This window comes from Lactobacillus sp. UMNPBX1 (assembly GCF_002554085.1).
Lineage (GTDB): Bacteria > Bacillota > Bacilli > Lactobacillales > Lactobacillaceae > Lactobacillus > Lactobacillus crispatus.
Genome location: NZ_PCZI01000001.1, coordinates 206163 through 221353, shown reverse-complemented (window position 1 = coordinate 221353; position 15191 = coordinate 206163). Strand labels below are relative to the sequence as shown.

Annotated in this window: 14 protein-coding genes; 2 read left to right on the top strand and 12 right to left on the bottom strand. The window is 37.2% G+C overall.

All coding sequences use genetic code 11. From position 1 onward, the window contains the following. Window positions 1-81: 81 nt before the first annotated feature. The 11 genes from recA to CP352_RS01075 all read right to left on the bottom strand — a co-directional run bounded on the left by recA (window position 82) and on the right by CP352_RS01075 (window position 11320). Complete coding sequence (gene recA / locus CP352_RS01125; RefSeq protein ID WP_013086050.1) at window positions 82-1182, bottom strand: recombinase RecA; 1101 nt, start codon at window positions 1180-1182, stop codon at window positions 82-84. 190 nt (window positions 1183-1372) lie between these two features. Next, window positions 1373-1933 (bottom strand): CDP-diacylglycerol--glycerol-3-phosphate 3-phosphatidyltransferase, encoded by a 561-nt coding sequence (gene pgsA / locus CP352_RS01120; RefSeq protein WP_005718631.1) that lies wholly within the window; start codon window positions 1931-1933, stop codon window positions 1373-1375. A 17-nt stretch (window positions 1934-1950) separates the two neighbouring features. Continuing rightward, complete coding sequence (locus CP352_RS01115; protein ID WP_013086048.1) at window positions 1951-3030, bottom strand: RodZ family helix-turn-helix domain-containing protein; 1080 nt, start codon at window positions 3028-3030, stop codon at window positions 1951-1953. 67 nt (window positions 3031-3097) lie between these two features. Further along, complete coding sequence (gene ymfI / locus CP352_RS01110; RefSeq protein WP_035443121.1) at window positions 3098-3826, bottom strand: elongation factor P 5-aminopentanone reductase; 729 nt, start codon at window positions 3824-3826, stop codon at window positions 3098-3100. Window positions 3827-3839: 13 nt separating this feature from the next. Then, on the bottom strand, window positions 3840-5084 hold the full coding sequence (locus tag CP352_RS01105) for a pitrilysin family protein (protein ID WP_013086046.1): 1245 nt from the start codon (window positions 5082-5084) through the stop codon (window positions 3840-3842). Continuing rightward, window positions 5081-6295 (bottom strand): pitrilysin family protein, encoded by a 1215-nt coding sequence (locus CP352_RS01100; RefSeq protein WP_089143526.1) that lies wholly within the window; start codon window positions 6293-6295, stop codon window positions 5081-5083. Before CP352_RS01100 ends, CP352_RS01105 begins: the two co-directional genes overlap by 4 nt. Next, complete coding sequence (locus CP352_RS01095) at window positions 6282-8705, bottom strand: DNA translocase FtsK (protein ID WP_005718625.1); 2424 nt, start codon at window positions 8703-8705, stop codon at window positions 6282-6284. Before CP352_RS01095 ends, CP352_RS01100 begins: the two co-directional genes overlap by 14 nt. 12 nt (window positions 8706-8717) lie before the next feature. Next, window positions 8718-9113 (bottom strand): DUF1149 family protein, encoded by a 396-nt coding sequence (locus CP352_RS01090; RefSeq protein ID WP_005718624.1) that lies wholly within the window; start codon window positions 9111-9113, stop codon window positions 8718-8720. Then, window positions 9113-9673 (bottom strand): tRNA (cytidine(34)-2'-O)-methyltransferase, encoded by a 561-nt coding sequence (locus CP352_RS01085; RefSeq protein ID WP_005718623.1) that lies wholly within the window; start codon window positions 9671-9673, stop codon window positions 9113-9115. Before CP352_RS01085 ends, CP352_RS01090 begins: the two co-directional genes overlap by 1 nt. A 62-nt stretch (window positions 9674-9735) precedes the next feature. Beyond that, a complete protein-coding gene (locus tag CP352_RS01080) occupies window positions 9736-10923 on the bottom strand; it encodes an AI-2E family transporter (RefSeq protein ID WP_005718622.1) in 1188 nt (395 codons plus the stop codon). Between the two features lie 16 nt (window positions 10924-10939). After that, window positions 10940-11320, bottom strand: coding sequence for a PTS glucitol/sorbitol transporter subunit IIA (locus CP352_RS01075; protein ID WP_005721518.1), 381 nt, complete (start codon window positions 11318-11320; stop codon window positions 10940-10942). A gap of 179 nt (window positions 11321-11499) precedes the next feature. On the opposite strand from CP352_RS01075, the gene CP352_RS01070 reads away from it, so the two are divergent. Together CP352_RS01070 and CP352_RS01065 are read left to right on the top strand one after the other, a co-directional pair. After that, a complete protein-coding gene (locus CP352_RS01070) occupies window positions 11500-12528 on the top strand; it encodes a lactonase family protein (protein ID WP_089143527.1) in 1029 nt (342 codons plus the stop codon). A gap of 111 nt (window positions 12529-12639) precedes the next feature. After that, window positions 12640-13332 (top strand): TVP38/TMEM64 family protein, encoded by a 693-nt coding sequence (locus tag CP352_RS01065; protein ID WP_035443123.1) that lies wholly within the window; start codon window positions 12640-12642, stop codon window positions 13330-13332. A 34-nt stretch (window positions 13333-13366) separates the two neighbouring features. On the opposite strand, the gene CP352_RS01060 is transcribed toward CP352_RS01065, so the two are convergent. Continuing rightward, on the bottom strand, window positions 13367-15142 hold the full coding sequence (locus CP352_RS01060) for an oleate hydratase (RefSeq protein ID WP_089143528.1): 1776 nt from the start codon (window positions 15140-15142) through the stop codon (window positions 13367-13369). Window positions 15143-15191 lie beyond the last annotated feature (49 nt).

Below are 15191 nucleotides of genomic sequence, written 5' to 3'. Positions count from 1 at the left end.
ACTTTTATGATAAAGAACCTATCTGTTCATGTCAATTAAATCAAAAAACCTTGGAAAATAAATCCAGGGTTTTTGACATAATTATTTAGCTTGATCAGACTTTTTATCTGTAGCAGCTTCTTTTTCTGTCTTGGCTTCTTCGCGCTTCTCCTTGATCTTTTCTGGATCTTCACGATCAGCAATTGACTTTTCATCAATCCCGTAAGCTTGACGCACTTGCTTTTGGATATCTTGATAAATATCTGGATGCTCTTCTAGATACTTCTTAGCATTCTCACGTCCCTGACCAATTCGATCACTCTTGTAAGAGTACCAAGAACCTGCTTTATCGATAATGTCCTTATCAGCAGCCATGTCCAGTAATTCACCACTTTGTGAAATTCCCTTACCGTACATAATGTCTACTTCTGCCACCTTAAATGGTGGAGCAACCTTGTTCTTAACAACTTTAATTTTAACTCTGTTACCAAGAACATCTCCTGATTGCTTAATCTGTTCAGCTCTTCTTACTTCCAATCTAATAGTTGAGTAAAACTTAAGAGCACGACCACCTGGGGTAGTTTCAGGATTACCAAACATTACCCCAACTTTTTCACGAATCTGGTTAATAAAGATGGCAATAGTTTTGGTTTTAGAAATATTACCTGATAGCTTACGCAAAGCTTGACTCATTAATCTCGCTTGTAAACCAACATGGGCATCCCCCATCTCGCCTTCAATTTCTGCTCGTGGTACTAAGGCAGCAACAGAGTCGACTACTACAATGTCAATTGCCCCACTGGAAATCAAAGTATCAGCGATTTGCAAACCTTCTTCACCAGTATTAGGTTGTGACAAAATTAATGAATCAATATCTACACCTAAAGCTTCAGCATAAGCAGGGTCCATCGCATTCTCTGCATCAATATAAGCTGCAGTACCACCACGCTTTTGTACCTCAGCTACAGCATGAAGGGCTACAGTAGTCTTACCAGATGATTCTGGGCCATAAACTTCAATAATACGACCACGAGGATATCCACCTACACCGATAGCAGCATCTAAAGCTAATGAACCTGTTGGCACTGTTGAAATTTGCGTATCAGCTTTTTCGCCCATCCGCATTACAGCACCCTTACCGAAATTCTTTTCGATTTTTTTAAGCGCTGCATCTAAAGCAGCCTGTTTTTCGTCTTTGGCCATTAATGTCCTCCTATTTTTCGTACCTAATAATTATACTTTGACCGCCGTCCAATTTGCAAGAGAAATGCAAACGAACGTTCAAAGGATTTTTTACCCTCTATTATTTATTACGCAAAAAATCGCCATTATTTTTTTACAAAATAAAAAAGAAGCAAATGCTTCTTTTAATCATTCTTGACTTAATACTATTTTACATTGAGCCCTTGAATACGCCCCATGATTGGTGGAAGTAATCGTAACCTGAGTAAATAGTAAAGATCAACGCAAGGTAAAGTAAGATAGTACCAATGTGGAAGAAGTCACCAATCAATAAGAAAATGATTGATAACATTTGGCAAGTAGTCTTAATTTTACCAGGCATCTTTGCTGCTAAAACTTGTCCTTCATTTTCTGCTAAGATCAAACGCAAACCAGTAACAGCCAATTCACGACAAACGATGATAGCTACTACCCATGCTGGAGCAAGTTTCAATTCAACTAAGAAAATGAAAGCAGTCATAGTTAACATCTTATCAGCTAATGGATCAGCAAACTTACCAAAATTGGTTACCATATTACGTGAACGCGCAATGTGACCGTCAAACCAATCAGTAGCCGAAGCAACAGCAAAAACGATAGCAGCAATAACACGACTCCAAACAACAGTTGAGCCTGCTGCTTGAACACTAGCATTCCCACCAAAAATGATGATTAACATAAATACTGGAATCAAAAAGATTCTAAAAACAGTAAGTTTATTAGGTAAATTCATTCTAACACTCCTAGATTTTAATTGTTGTTATTATTTCCACCATCATTGCCATTGTTAGTGTCTGCTGATGATTGAGTAGTAGATGATTGTTGAGTTTGACTACTTTGTTGGGTTTGTTGGCTACTTTGAGTAGTAGTAGATGATTGTTGACGACTGCTTTGATGAGTAGCACTGCTTTGAGTAGTTGTACGGCTTTGGGTAGAACTACTATTGGTTGTATTGTTATTAGTAGAGCCCGTATTATTAGAACTACTATTATTTTGACTAGTAGTTCCCTTAGCCTTACCAATCAACAAAGTAATTGTCCTGTACGCATTGTTTGCTGTATATGGGATTTTCTTACCTGCAATAGTGATTGAAGTACCATTATCGTTGCCTAAAGTAATCACTACTCTCTCTGCATTGCTTGGCAAAGTCATAGTGTGCTTTTGATTAGCAAGTAAAGTTGATTGCCAGCTATTAGCATTACCATTGACTTGTACACCTGCTGAAATATTTTGGTTTTCACCAGCACGCACAACTAGGCGACGGTTTTTATTCAAGCCAGTAACTCGGTACTCATTGTCACTAACCTTAGTAACCTTAACTTTATTGACTACTACTTTTTTAGCTTTCTTAGAAGATGACGATGATGACTTTTGTGATGAAACAGTTACATCATTATTATCAGCTTGGTTCTTTTGACCACCTGAAGAAAGACGAGCATACAAAACGTACACTACAAGAATTACGATAATTACACCAAGTCCGATCGCAATTCGTGGCAAGTAATTCTTCCACAAATTTTTCTTATTGTCGGTGGTTTCTCGTACTTCTTCACTCTTATTATCAATCGAGTTTTCTACGTACTCATCTGGCTTAGCTTCTGGTACATCATCGTGGTAATCACTTAATAACTCCTTACCATCCAAGCCAACAACTTGTGCATATTGACGAATAAATGCTCTAACATAAAAATCGCCTGGAAGTTTATCAAATTCATTCTTCTCAATCGCTTCAAGATATCTGCTCTGAATTTTAGTAGCTTTTTCAATATCTGCAATTGAAAGTCCCTTAGCCTCTCTGGCGCTCTTTAATTTATCTCCGATATCTGCCATATTTACCTCTTCAAATTTTAATTTATCATGTTGAGTATACCATAAAATTCTTATTACAACGTCTTAGTTATAAAAGCCATCCACCTGTAACATAAATTGTCTGTCCTGTTAAATAACTACTACGTCGATCTAGCAGTGTTCTAACCCAGTATGAAATATCACTGCCATTGGCCCAACGACCAACTGGGATTTCATCTTTTACCTCTTGAATCGTATCCTCAGAAAAGAATGCATTCATTTTGGTTTTAACCGCACCAGGCGCAATTACATTAACCGTTAAGTTATTGGAAGCAACTTCACGCGCATAAGCCTGAGCGAACCTGGTTAAACCACCTTTAGTTGCACTATAGACGCTTTCTAATGCACTACCTGCACCACCATAGACTGAGCCTAAATAAACTATACGACTAAAATCTCGTTTCATCAGTTGTGGCTCTAACAATTTAGTTAACTTAATTGGCACAGTAAGATTAATATTAATCAGATCAGTGATATTTGCTAATTTTTCATCACCTAAAAAACCATACTTAGTAATTCCTTGAGCAAAAACTACTGCATTAACTGGCAACAAGTTTTTAACAAAATCTGTTAACTGTGCATCCCCTGTCGCAAAATCCAACTGTAGCGACATAAAATCCTGGTCAGGATGCTTAGCAAACAGCTCTTGAACTAAATTTTCAGCTTTTTGAGAATTAGAATGATAATGCAAGTATAATGACCAACCGGCATCTGCCAAATCTCGACAAATATCTTGACCAATACCGCCAGTTGCACCAAAGACAATTGCTCGCTTCAACTTTATCAACCCCTTACTTGTTTTCTAAGTAAGCAGAACAAAGTTCACTGTCTTTCATAATCTTTTGGCAGTAGTCATAAAACTGATCAAAATTCATCGCCTGCAATTTAGCTATATTTTGTGTTAAATTTTCATGATCTAAATTTTCTTCAATTAATTCAATTGCCAAATAAGACAGATCATTACTTGTCCTAGCAGTGCGTGCTAACCATTCTTTCTTTTGCAAAATGAAGTTTTGTCTAATAAAACGGTATTCCGCTGAATTTTTCTTAATTGGTTCCGTCAATACCCTCTTTATTTCTGCAATTACTTCTTGAGCTTGAGGACTTACACCAAAAATAGTAGCAAAATCGCCCTGCCTGGTGTAATTAACAGAAATCTGCAGCGAATCCATTAACAACTGCTTTTTTCTCATTTCTTCAAACCATGGTCCCATTGCACTTAGTTTTGATTCTAACATTATTTCTAACAGAATTTGAGTCAAATCAAAGCTTAATAATACTTTCTTAAAGTTTTTAAAGCGAATTCCTAAACCAAAGGAATTAGAATTACCTCTGGCTGGCAAGACTTGATCATGTAACATGCGAAAACTAACTTGTTTTTCAGCTGTGCTTTTACCTTTCCCGTGCAAATATTTTTGCTGCAGCTTTCCTACTTGCCGCAAAATCGTTTGCACTTGATTATCAGAAAAATCACCGCAAGCAACAAATTGCATCTTTTCTGGCACATAATTAGCCTCATAAACTTGGGTCAAGTTTTTCACTGTAACTTGATTAATTGATTCTTTCGTACCTACAACTTCGATCCCTAGATTAGAATCACCAAACATATCATGCATAATCGCATTATTTACGCTCCAAGTTGGGTCATCCTGATACATGGCCAATTCTTGTTCAATAATCGGAGCCTCTTGCGCGATATTTTCCTTAGTAAAATACGGCTGCCCTACCAATTCAAACAAGAGATCGATCATTTTAGGCGTATGCTCAATTCCACTACAATAAAACATTGTTTCATTAAAAGACGTGAATGCATTAACGTCAGCACCAATATCTTCAAATTGCGTTGACAGATCACCATCTTTTTTGGCAAATAGCTTATGCTCTAAGAAATGAGCCGAACCGGCAACCTTTTGTGGATCACTACTACCAAAGTCAACAATTATACCGAAAAATCGTTGATAAAAATGTGGCTTTAAAATAATTTCGGCTTTAAAGCCTGACTGATATTCTTTTTTGATAATTTTTGGTGTCATCATTTTAAAACATAACTTTCATTAAAGAATAAATTTTGTACGAAAGCTACTAACTGCTTAGGTGTAGCTCTCCTAATTGCATTTTCACGATCAAAGTCTAAATATCCCGAGAACAATTCATCACGCAACATTTGACCCATCTGCCAGTTTTGACCGTCTAGACCAATCTTCATATTACGCAAAATTGCCTTTTTAGCCTTTTTAAATAAATCATCTTCTACTTCGCCCTGAACTAGTTTACCCATTTCGGATAAAATAATTTTTCGAGCCGCTGCAATCTTACTAGGATCAAGTCCTGCACTGACTAAAAACAAAGAATTATTGGCAAAGCAGCTTGCTTCAACATTATAAGCTGCTCCCAATTGCTCCCGAATTTGCGTAAATAATTTAGATGATTGATCACCTGCCAAATATTGCGATAATAATATTCCCATTACTTGACCGCGATAATCAATACTTTGTTCTAAACCAAAGCCCATTAACAATTGAGCTTGCACATTTCCTTGATCATCCTCTTTTTCAATCAACTTTCTTTTAGCTGGAATAGTTAGACTAGCTGTTTGAAATGATTTAGTTAAACCAGTTTGTTGAAACATAGCCTGAGCTAATTTAGAAACCAGATTATTATCCCTGGTCATTCCTAAAATTTGCATTGGTACATTAGCTAAATTACGCCAATAATGTATCATAGTCGTGCTAGTCGCAGCTTTGATTTCATCTAGTGAGCCAATAAATGTCTCCGCATAATCAGGTTGATCCTGATACCACAATTTAAAAAACTGCTCCAACGCATAATTAGATGGTTGTTCAATCAGTTCTTGATATTCTTCTGCTAATTGACGTTTAGCATATTCCACCAAAGGTTCCGCAAAATTAGGTTGATTAACTATTTGTGCAATCACATTAAGAATTTCTTCATACGTATAATGTGGATCCAAAATCTCAATCGGCTCAACAAAATTGGCATAATAAGTCAAAAGTATTTCTTTACCAAAAACTTGTGGCATAATCTCCAGCTGTAAATCATATAATTCTGCCAATCTTTTTTGTTGTAAAGCAAGTGACGGATAACTTAAGCTGCTATTCATCTGTATTCGCGCTAGCAAACTAGCATAAGCTAAATTATGTTTAGTCAGCGGCAAACGCAAAAAACAGCCAATAGCGGCTGTTGTAAACTTTTTATTTTTTCTAATTGCAATATTAGTTGTGAGCATTGTTTGAATTACCTTCATTCTTTATTGGTGGCACTAAAACTTGTCGTGGCTTAGAGCCTTCAGATGGACCAACAATCCCTTTAGCTTCCATTTCATCAACAATTCTAGCAGCACGATTATAACCAATTCTAAACCTACGCTGCAACATTGACACGCTGGCCGTCTGTTGACGTCGTACTAAATCAACAGCTTGCTCATAGAATTCATCTGCTGGCTCATCATCTTTACTATCAGCATTTGATGAATTTTCACCTTTTTTAGGAATCATTGTCTCATCATAACTAACCTCTTGTTGCTTCTTAACCCATTCAATTACGCGTTCAACTTCATCACTAGCAATATAAGCACCTTGAACACGTTCAGGTTTAGATGCCCCAATTGGCATATAAAGCATATCACCACGACCAAGTAATTTTTCTGCACCTGTTTGATCCAAAATAGTCCTTGAATCCACTCCACTTGATACAGCAAAGGAAATTCTCGATGGTACATTTGCTTTAATCAAACCGGTAATAACATCAACACTTGGACGCTGAGTTGCCAAAATCATATGAATTCCGGCAGCACGTGCCATTTGTCCTAAACGAACAATCGCGCCTTCAACATCGTGACCACCAACCATCATCAAATCACTAAGTTCATCAACTACAACTAGAATATAAGGTAACGGCTTCATCACTGGTTTAGTTTTATCACGATTGTTTTCAGCAACTTTTTGATTATATTCACTCATGTTTCGCACGCCACCAGCCGCAAATAGCTTATATCTGCGCTCCATTTCTTTAACAACTTTGCGCAGTGCATTTGCGGCTAGCTTAGCATCGGTCACCACAGGGATCAATAAATGCGGCACACCATTATAAACTGAAAGTTCGACCATCTTTGGGTCAATTAAAACTAATTTAACTTCTTCAGGCCGCGCCTTCATTAAAATACTGGCTAAAATTGTATTAATCGCTACGGACTTACCAGAACCAGTTGAACCAGCAATCAATAGGTGTGGCATCTTAGCTAAGTTGGCAGAAATAATGCTTCCAGTTACATCTTTACCCAATGGTACATCCATCGGATCGCTTTTGGCTTTATTATCTTGATGTTCCATCACGTCTTTGAATGAAACAACAGACGTTGCTCGGTTAGGTACCTCAATTCCGATAAAGGGCTTACCAGGAATTGGTGCTTCAATTCGAATATCTTTAGCCGCAAGCGCCAAAGCCAAATCATCCGCTAAGTTTACAATTCGACTTACCTTAACGCCAACAGCTGGCTGGACTTCATAACGCGTAATAGTTGGTCCTAAAATAGCTTTTTTAATAATCACCTTAACGCCAAAACTCTTAAACGTTGATTGCAAAACTTGGGTATTTTTCTTAATTAAATCACGGTCAGTACTCTGATCAGTCGATTTAATTGGATCAAGTAAGCTTAAAGGTGGCATCTTATAAGCTTTATTGACTGGCGCATCAGTTTTTAGTTCACCATGATCGACATCGGCTAATTCCTGCTTTAACTTTTGATCATCTTCCGCAAAAGAATGTGACTTAGGTAGTTCCTTTACCCCGTCATCATGTTGTGGTGCAATTTGAATTTGCGGTTCTGGATCAGGTGTGGTCTCTGGCTCAACTTCTACGTCTTCAGCCGTCGGCGTTACATCGTCATCAGTTGGATCGGCAGGGTCAAAGTCTGCTACATTAGGAAAAATCGGTTTATCGTCATCAACTAAATCTTCGTCTTGTTCCTCTTTTTTCTGACGCCGCTTTTCCAAAACGTCATTATATTTATCTTTGACCTTTACCCCAGCTTCTTTATTCTTTTTGATGAATAATTGACTAACTGTCTGGAATTTTTCGATAATTGTTCTAAATTTAACATCAAAAAACATCAAAATTCCAATTGGCAGCAATAAAATAGCAAAAACACGGACACCGATTTGCCCTAGTAGTGGATAAAAAAGTTGATAAGCTAATGAACCAATTAATCCACCACCAATGCTCTCAGTGACTCCAGCACGACCAAACTCCGCAGCCATTGCATGCCAAAAAGAATTCAGGAAATTACTGTTAACTAATTCATGTTCAAAATACAAGTTACATTGAATTAACAGAATTCCCAAAAAAGCGATTGCTAACCCCAAGCTACGCTTAATTGTTAAGTGAATCGGTTGATTATAGATTAAATTTACTAGGCCAAAAAGTCCCAGTAAACCTGCCGCAAACAAATAGGAATCCCCGAAGAACATTCGAATCAAATTTGCAATTTGCTTACCCAAAATACCGAAACGGACAAAAGCTAGCCCCGCTATTAAAATCAAGACTAAACCACAAATACTCCAATTAAGATTTTGCTTTTTGTTTGCTTTTCGCTTATTGTAGCTCTTTTTGGCCTTTCTTTGTTTCTTTTTTGCAGGCATGTACTCACCTGATTAATTATCGAATTCAGCCTTGAAGTTCAAGTTAACCGGCTGACCCAAAGTTAATTGGGTTGTTTCATAGATCAAGGTCTCAAGTTGCTCAACTAATGGTCGAGTTAGTAACTGCCAATCTGAATTACTAATGTCAGAGCCATCACCATGGTAATCTTTTAATTGCACGATTTGATGAATCAAGCCGCTTGCTTCAAACATAGCTGGTGCAGGAATTACATCATATTGAATAGCAACATCATAGTAACTACCATTTTCTTCTGAATGCTCATCGTCACCGCTAACATCTAATTTTCTAATTCCTGGTCTAACGTCACTAATTGGTTTGGTATCTTCATCAACTAAATCATAATGAAATGCCTGTACGATAATATCTGTCTGTTTTTCAAAATCCATTATTTATTCTCCCCTAGATTACGTTCATATCTTTCAGGACGATCATAGTCATCTTTTAACTTGTCATTTTCATAATGATGGGTTGTTTCCATATTAGGAAAACCTTGCTGGCGTAAAGCTTCTAGCAAAACCATTGCTACAGAATTAGACAAGTTATAGCACCGAATGTTATCAGACATTGGGATACGTAAATTACGGTCATAGTATTCACGCATAAAAGTTTCTGGCAAACCAGTTGTTTCTTTACCAAAAACAAAGTAATAATTCTTGTTAGGATCAGTATAATCGACTTGTGCATAATTTTTTGATGAGAATTTAGAAATTAAATACATCTCATCATTAGGCCCTAAGGTCTTCAAAAAGGCATTCAAGTCATCATGTCTGCGTACATCGACCTTGTCCCAATAATCAAGACCTGCTCGCTTCATTTTTTTATTATCGATTTGAAAACCAAGTGGTTCAATCAAATCAAGGACAGTGTTAGTCCCCGCACAAGTACGAGCAATATTACCAGTATTAGCTGGCATCAATGGTTCATACAAAACTACATGATTAGTCATTCAAAAAACTCCTTATCAAAAAAAGCGTAGCTTTTAAGCCACGCTTTAAAACTATCTAGTATTTATTCGCTTTCGTCATGATCTGCATCCCCCGTGGTCGAAGAAACAGCATTCTCTTCAAAGAGTTTAGACTCTCTTCGATAATAATTGTACACGCGAGACACAATAATCTTCAAGATCGCATAAATTGGAATACCGAAAACTACACCCCATAATCCCCAGACGGCACTAGCACCAATCAAGAGTAAAATTGTTGTAATTGGGTGCATTTCCATTTTATTCCCCATTACCCATGGGCTAAGAATTCTTGATTCAATTGTTTGTTCAATAGCAAAAACAATTAAGACCTTAATTAACATTGAACCTGAAGTCATAATTGAAATTACAATTACAGGAATCATTGCTAATGGTGTACCAAAGTATGGGATTAAGTTCATAAACCCAGCTAAAATTGCCAAAGCCACGCCATATGGTAAACCAATTAGAATGTAACCCAATGAGAACATCACACCTACCCAAAAGGCAACAGTAATTTGACCACGGACATATGAAGCAACAGCATAGTTAATATCATATAATAATTTGCTAAAACTAGGTTGCCACTTTTCAGGTGCAAACTTGGTAATATATGGCCGCAGTTGATGACCATCTTTTAACATGAAGAATAAAATAAACGGTGCAGTTAACAAAGTCATAGCCACCATTGTAATAATGCTGACGGCAGATGAAATATTGCCGATAGTTGCATTGATGGTACTTTGTCCAGACTTAAATAAGGTCTTCTGCGTATTATCAATCATGCCTTTGATACTGCCTTTAAATGAATGTAAACGCGGATCTTGCAACGCATTTTGTGTTGCATTAACCGCATCATTCCAAATATGAGGCCAGTTCTTTATCAATGAATTAATCTGATTCTGTGCAATTGGAACCAAGATATTAATAATCCAAATTAATGCGACAACTACTAGTAAGAATAAAACTATAATTGTCACCACTCGCGGAATCTTAAATTTTCTTTCACACCAATCAACAACCGGATTCATGATATAGTACTGAATTACCGCTAATAATAATGGCGGTAAAATTGCACTAAAGAAGATCCAGGCAGGATTCAATACAAAAGATACTTTATTAAAGACCCAAATAATTAAAAAGAATAGCAGGACGTTTAATAAAACAATACTAAAACGATTATCTAAGAACCATTTTTTAAAAACAGTTCCACCCCTATGTTGGTTATTTTCCATCTATTCATCCTAATTTTTAAATGTGTTCATAAACAATATCATCATCAACCTTAAAATTAGGTAATGGTTGATCAATATCCGGATCAAAGTAGATCGCATTAGCAAGTGGCGTCTTAGAAACGGGACGGTTAAAGAACAAGGTTGCGTGTCCCAATGCCTTCATGTTGCTCTCTACCATCGGACCAACATAGTTTGCAACATAGGTTTGACCATCAACAGTGATTGTATCGCCTTTTTTAAAAACAAAACCACTAACTGGCGTCTCAGTACTGAATTTTTGAATGACAGAAACGTCTTCCAAATCCTTATTAGCACCCTCGCCAAATAAAATTACCATGCCATCTTTATTATCGACGGCCTTTTTACCAATTTTTTTAATATTTGCAATCCATTTCATAATATAATCTCTCCTTAAAAATAATTTTAGCATAAGAAAAGCTGCTTAAAAACTTAAGCAGCCCAAAATCGGCGATTATTTTTTGCTCAACAGGAAATCGTGTTTTTAAGCGTCTAATCCGCTTTCATGCTATACTTTATTTTAGACTTATTTTTATTTAGAGATGGAGGCCCACATATATGAAGGTTTTAATCGGAGGTTACACCAAAAAAACTTCCAAAGGGATTTATGAATTACCTATTACCGGTGCAGCAAATGATGCCCGTTTAGGCAAAGCTGAGAATATTATTAGCGTTGGTGGTCCAACTTATTTCCGAAAAGATGGTAATTTAATTTTTACTGTTAATAACGCTGGCGATAAAGGTGGAATCAGCGTCTTTCAATTAAGTGATCAAGGCGCAAACGAAGTTGACCACTATTTAACTCTAGGCTCTTCGCCAGCTTATGTAGGAATTAACCGCACCAAAAAGTTGATTTACACTGCTAACTATCATACTGCTGTCTTGTCCGTTTTCCGCTACAACGACAGTGGCAAGCTCGATCTAGTTGATACTATAACTCACAAAGCTGAAACGTTGGGTCCGCGTCCTGAACAAGTTGACGGTCCTCACCCTCACTTCTTTGATGAAACCCCAGCTGGTAACTTGGTTAGTTGTGATCTAGGCAATGATACCGTTGATTTTTATAGATTAGAAAATGATCAATTAAAACACATTGCTCAATATAAGTGCGAAACTGGCTTTGGTACACGTCATATCGTCTTCAGTAAAGATGGCAATTACTTCTACGTTGTCGGTGAACTTTCTAGTCAAATCAATGTCGTTAAATTTAACGAAGACACTTGGGACTTTGAAAATATTGCTACTTATAAGACAATTCCTGCTGATTTTACTGACCATAACGGAGCTGCTGCCTTATATATTAGTCAAGATGGCAAATATGTTTACACTTCCAACAGGGGACATAATTCAATTGCTGTCTTCAAAGTTAACGACGATCATACTTTGAGCCTGGTTCAACGTGTATCCACTTTTGGTGACTTCCCTCGTGATTTTAATTGGGATAAAGATCAGCGCTACGTCGTTGTCGCTAATCAAAATACAGATAATGCTACTCTTTACACAAGAAACGCTGGTACTGGTAGCCTAACTCCTATTCAAAAAGAAATTTCCGTACCAGAAGGCACTCGCGTTCTTTTCACCAAATAGTAATTAACATTAGTACCAAAGTCATGGCGCAATAGAACGTCATGGCTTTTTTATTCCTACAACTTAAAGTAAAATAGAAATAAATGAAACAAAATATAAGAAGGTGACAAAGTGAAAAGAAAAATAATTCGAATATTACTTTTCATTCTTGGCGGGATATTAGGGTTACTACTTCTGTATAAACTCTATTTAAATTACCGTCCTGAATTGAATTTATTACTTCATTTTGATCACCATAATGAAGAAGTACTCGTTAACATGGTCCGTAGCCATGGTATTGAAGACTTAGCCTTTTTATTTTTACTTAATGCGATCTGTGTAGCAATTCCTGGCTTATCCAACGGAATCTTTTGTGTTCTCAACGGAATCCTTTATGGCCCTGCCTGGGGATTTATTGTTAATTGGATCAGTGACATTTTAGGCCAAATAATTTTAATGGAACTTTTGCAAAAGCTCTATGACATGAAAAAGATGTCTAACAGTAAAGTTTATAAGTTATTGACTGGATTAAAATCACCAATGCTTGGATTAATTATTGGATATATGATTCCATTTATTCCGAGTGCGACAGTTAGCTATGTCAACATTATGATTAATAAGGGGCAACGTAAAAAACAGCTAATACCAATCATTATCGGTGTCATCCCCTTCGCTTACTTATATGCTTATGGTGGCGATTCAATCTTGCACTTAGACGGACCACGATTGATTAAAGTTGTAATCTCATTCGTTGTCATTGCTTTAATTGCAGTAGCTATTTTGCTTAGTCTGAGAGCAATCAAAAAGCGTACAAAAAAAGCTTGAATTTACTCAAGCTTTTTTATTATGCCTAGCATATTTAAACTAAGTTAGCTTCTTCTAACAGTTCTTCGACCCAAGTTCTCTTGATTTTCTTCATCCCTGTTTTGAGAGCTAACTTCTCAGGTAATGGCATCTCTTGATCAACTAATTTCTTCTTGTCAGACATGTAGTACATCGCACGAAGCAATTGACGAATATCATAAATTGAGTCAAATACTTCAGGTACACCACGGTCAACGTTAAGCAATGTATAAACAGCTTCCATGGCAGTTCTAACAGAATATTCGGTGGTAAAGACAGTGTCTCTAGTTGGTGATTCGGCAAAATTGCCAATAAAGGCAATATTAACTGATCCTTCTGGAACAACATCTGGACGGTCCCCATCATGACGAGGCATAAAGTAACTAGTGATATATGGCATGTAAACTGGTACGGTATTCATATTTTCTTCACTAGCCAATTCGCTGATTTGACTCTCTGGCACGCCTAAGTGATAGAGCATTTCCTCGGCAATTTCTTTACCAGTACAGTCAACGACTCTCTTCTTGATGTAATTACCCTCAGTATCAGAATACAAAGCATAAATCCAAACAACGATTTGATCTGGATTCTGGCTCTTAAAGTGAGGTTGACGGTGAATGGTAAAGCTAAGTTCCCAATTTGAGTCAACAACAGTGATAATTCCACCAGTATTAACTTTACCATCGTAAAGGCTGCGCTTAGTCAAGCGTTCAAAGTATGGAGCTATTTTCTTGTTTTCCAAGGTAGCTGTAGCTGATACGAACCAACTACGCTCTGGCAAGTTTTCACAGAAGACATCTGGATGACCAAAGTCAGGATCTTGTTTAGCCAAATTTTCCCATAATTTCCATGAAGAGCCCTTGTCGTGAGTAATTGGTGCTGGGGTATTTTGATCACCATAAGTAGAGCTTTCAGTGATTGAACCGTTAGTCACAAAGACAATATCATCTGGGGTTAAATCAATATCACTTTGCTCACCATTCTTGGTCATCACGATCTTCTTGGCAACCTTTCGCTTGCCCTCATGATCAACAACCACGTTATCAACGTGACAATCATATTCAAATTGAACACCGTGATCTTTTAAATATGCCAAAAGTGGCTTAACCATGGACTCATATTGGTTATACTTGTTAAACTTCAATGCGGTAAAGTCAGGCAAGCCATCAATATGGTGAATAAAACGCATTGCATAACGCCGCATTTCGGCTGCTGAGTGCCATTTTTCAAAGGCAAACATTGTTGCCCAGTATGTCCAGAAATTAGTCTTAAAGAAGTCATCACTGAAGAATTCTTCAATTGTTTCACCTTGGAGTTCCTTTTCCGGTGTCATGATTAACTTCACGATTTCATTAGCGCACTTACCTAGACCATATTGACCATCACTTGGTAAGCGATCACCGCGATTATAAATTAGACGGCAATTGGATGAGTTAGGATCTTCTTTATCAAGCCAATAATATTCATCTAAGTATGATGCGCCAGGGATTTCCAAACTTGGAATCGATCTGTACATATCCCACAAACATTCAAAGTGGTTCTCCATTTCGCGGCCGCCCCGAACCACGAAACCTGCATTAGGACGCTTAGCACCATCAAGTGAACCACCAGCTACGGGTAGCTCTTCTAAGATATGAATATTTTCACCCTTCATTTGTGCATCACGAACTAAAAAGACAGCTGCAGAAAGACCGGCTAAACCACTACCAATAATATAAGCAGATTTTTTATCTACGCCTGCGGGCTTTTTGGCATCCGCAAAAGCCTCATAATTACCATTGGAATAGTACATAAAGATATCCTCTTTTCTGTATAAGTATAGTTTTTAACATTACGCTTTA

Coding starts and splice junctions, on each gene's coding strand:
- CP352_RS01060 (WP_089143528.1), bottom strand. CDS start 15,142: ATGTACTATTCCAATGGTAATTATGAGGCTTTTGCGGATGCCAAAAAG.
- CP352_RS01100 (WP_089143526.1), bottom strand. CDS start 6,295: ATGCTCACAACTAATATTGCAATTAGAAAAAATAAAAAGTTTACAACA.
- CP352_RS01095 (WP_005718625.1), bottom strand. CDS start 8,705: ATGCCTGCAAAAAAGAAACAAAGAAAGGCCAAAAAGAGCTACAATAAG.
- recA (WP_013086050.1), bottom strand. CDS start 1,182: ATGGCCAAAGACGAAAAACAGGCTGCTTTAGATGCAGCGCTTAAAAAA.
- CP352_RS01090 (WP_005718624.1), bottom strand. CDS start 9,113: ATGGATTTTGAAAAACAGACAGATATTATCGTACAGGCATTTCATTAT.
- CP352_RS01115 (WP_013086048.1), bottom strand. CDS start 3,030: ATGGCAGATATCGGAGATAAATTAAAGAGCGCCAGAGAGGCTAAGGGA.
- CP352_RS01080 (WP_005718622.1), bottom strand. CDS start 10,923: ATGGAAAATAACCAACATAGGGGTGGAACTGTTTTTAAAAAATGGTTC.
- CP352_RS01070 (WP_089143527.1), top strand. CDS start 11,500: ATGAAGGTTTTAATCGGAGGTTACACCAAAAAAACTTCCAAAGGGATT.
- CP352_RS01085 (WP_005718623.1), bottom strand. CDS start 9,673: ATGACTAATCATGTAGTTTTGTATGAACCATTGATGCCAGCTAATACT.
- CP352_RS01105 (WP_013086046.1), bottom strand. CDS start 5,084: ATGATGACACCAAAAATTATCAAAAAAGAATATCAGTCAGGCTTTAAA.
- pgsA (WP_005718631.1), bottom strand. CDS start 1,933: ATGAATTTACCTAATAAACTTACTGTTTTTAGAATCTTTTTGATTCCA.
- CP352_RS01075 (WP_005721518.1), bottom strand. CDS start 11,320: ATGAAATGGATTGCAAATATTAAAAAAATTGGTAAAAAGGCCGTCGAT.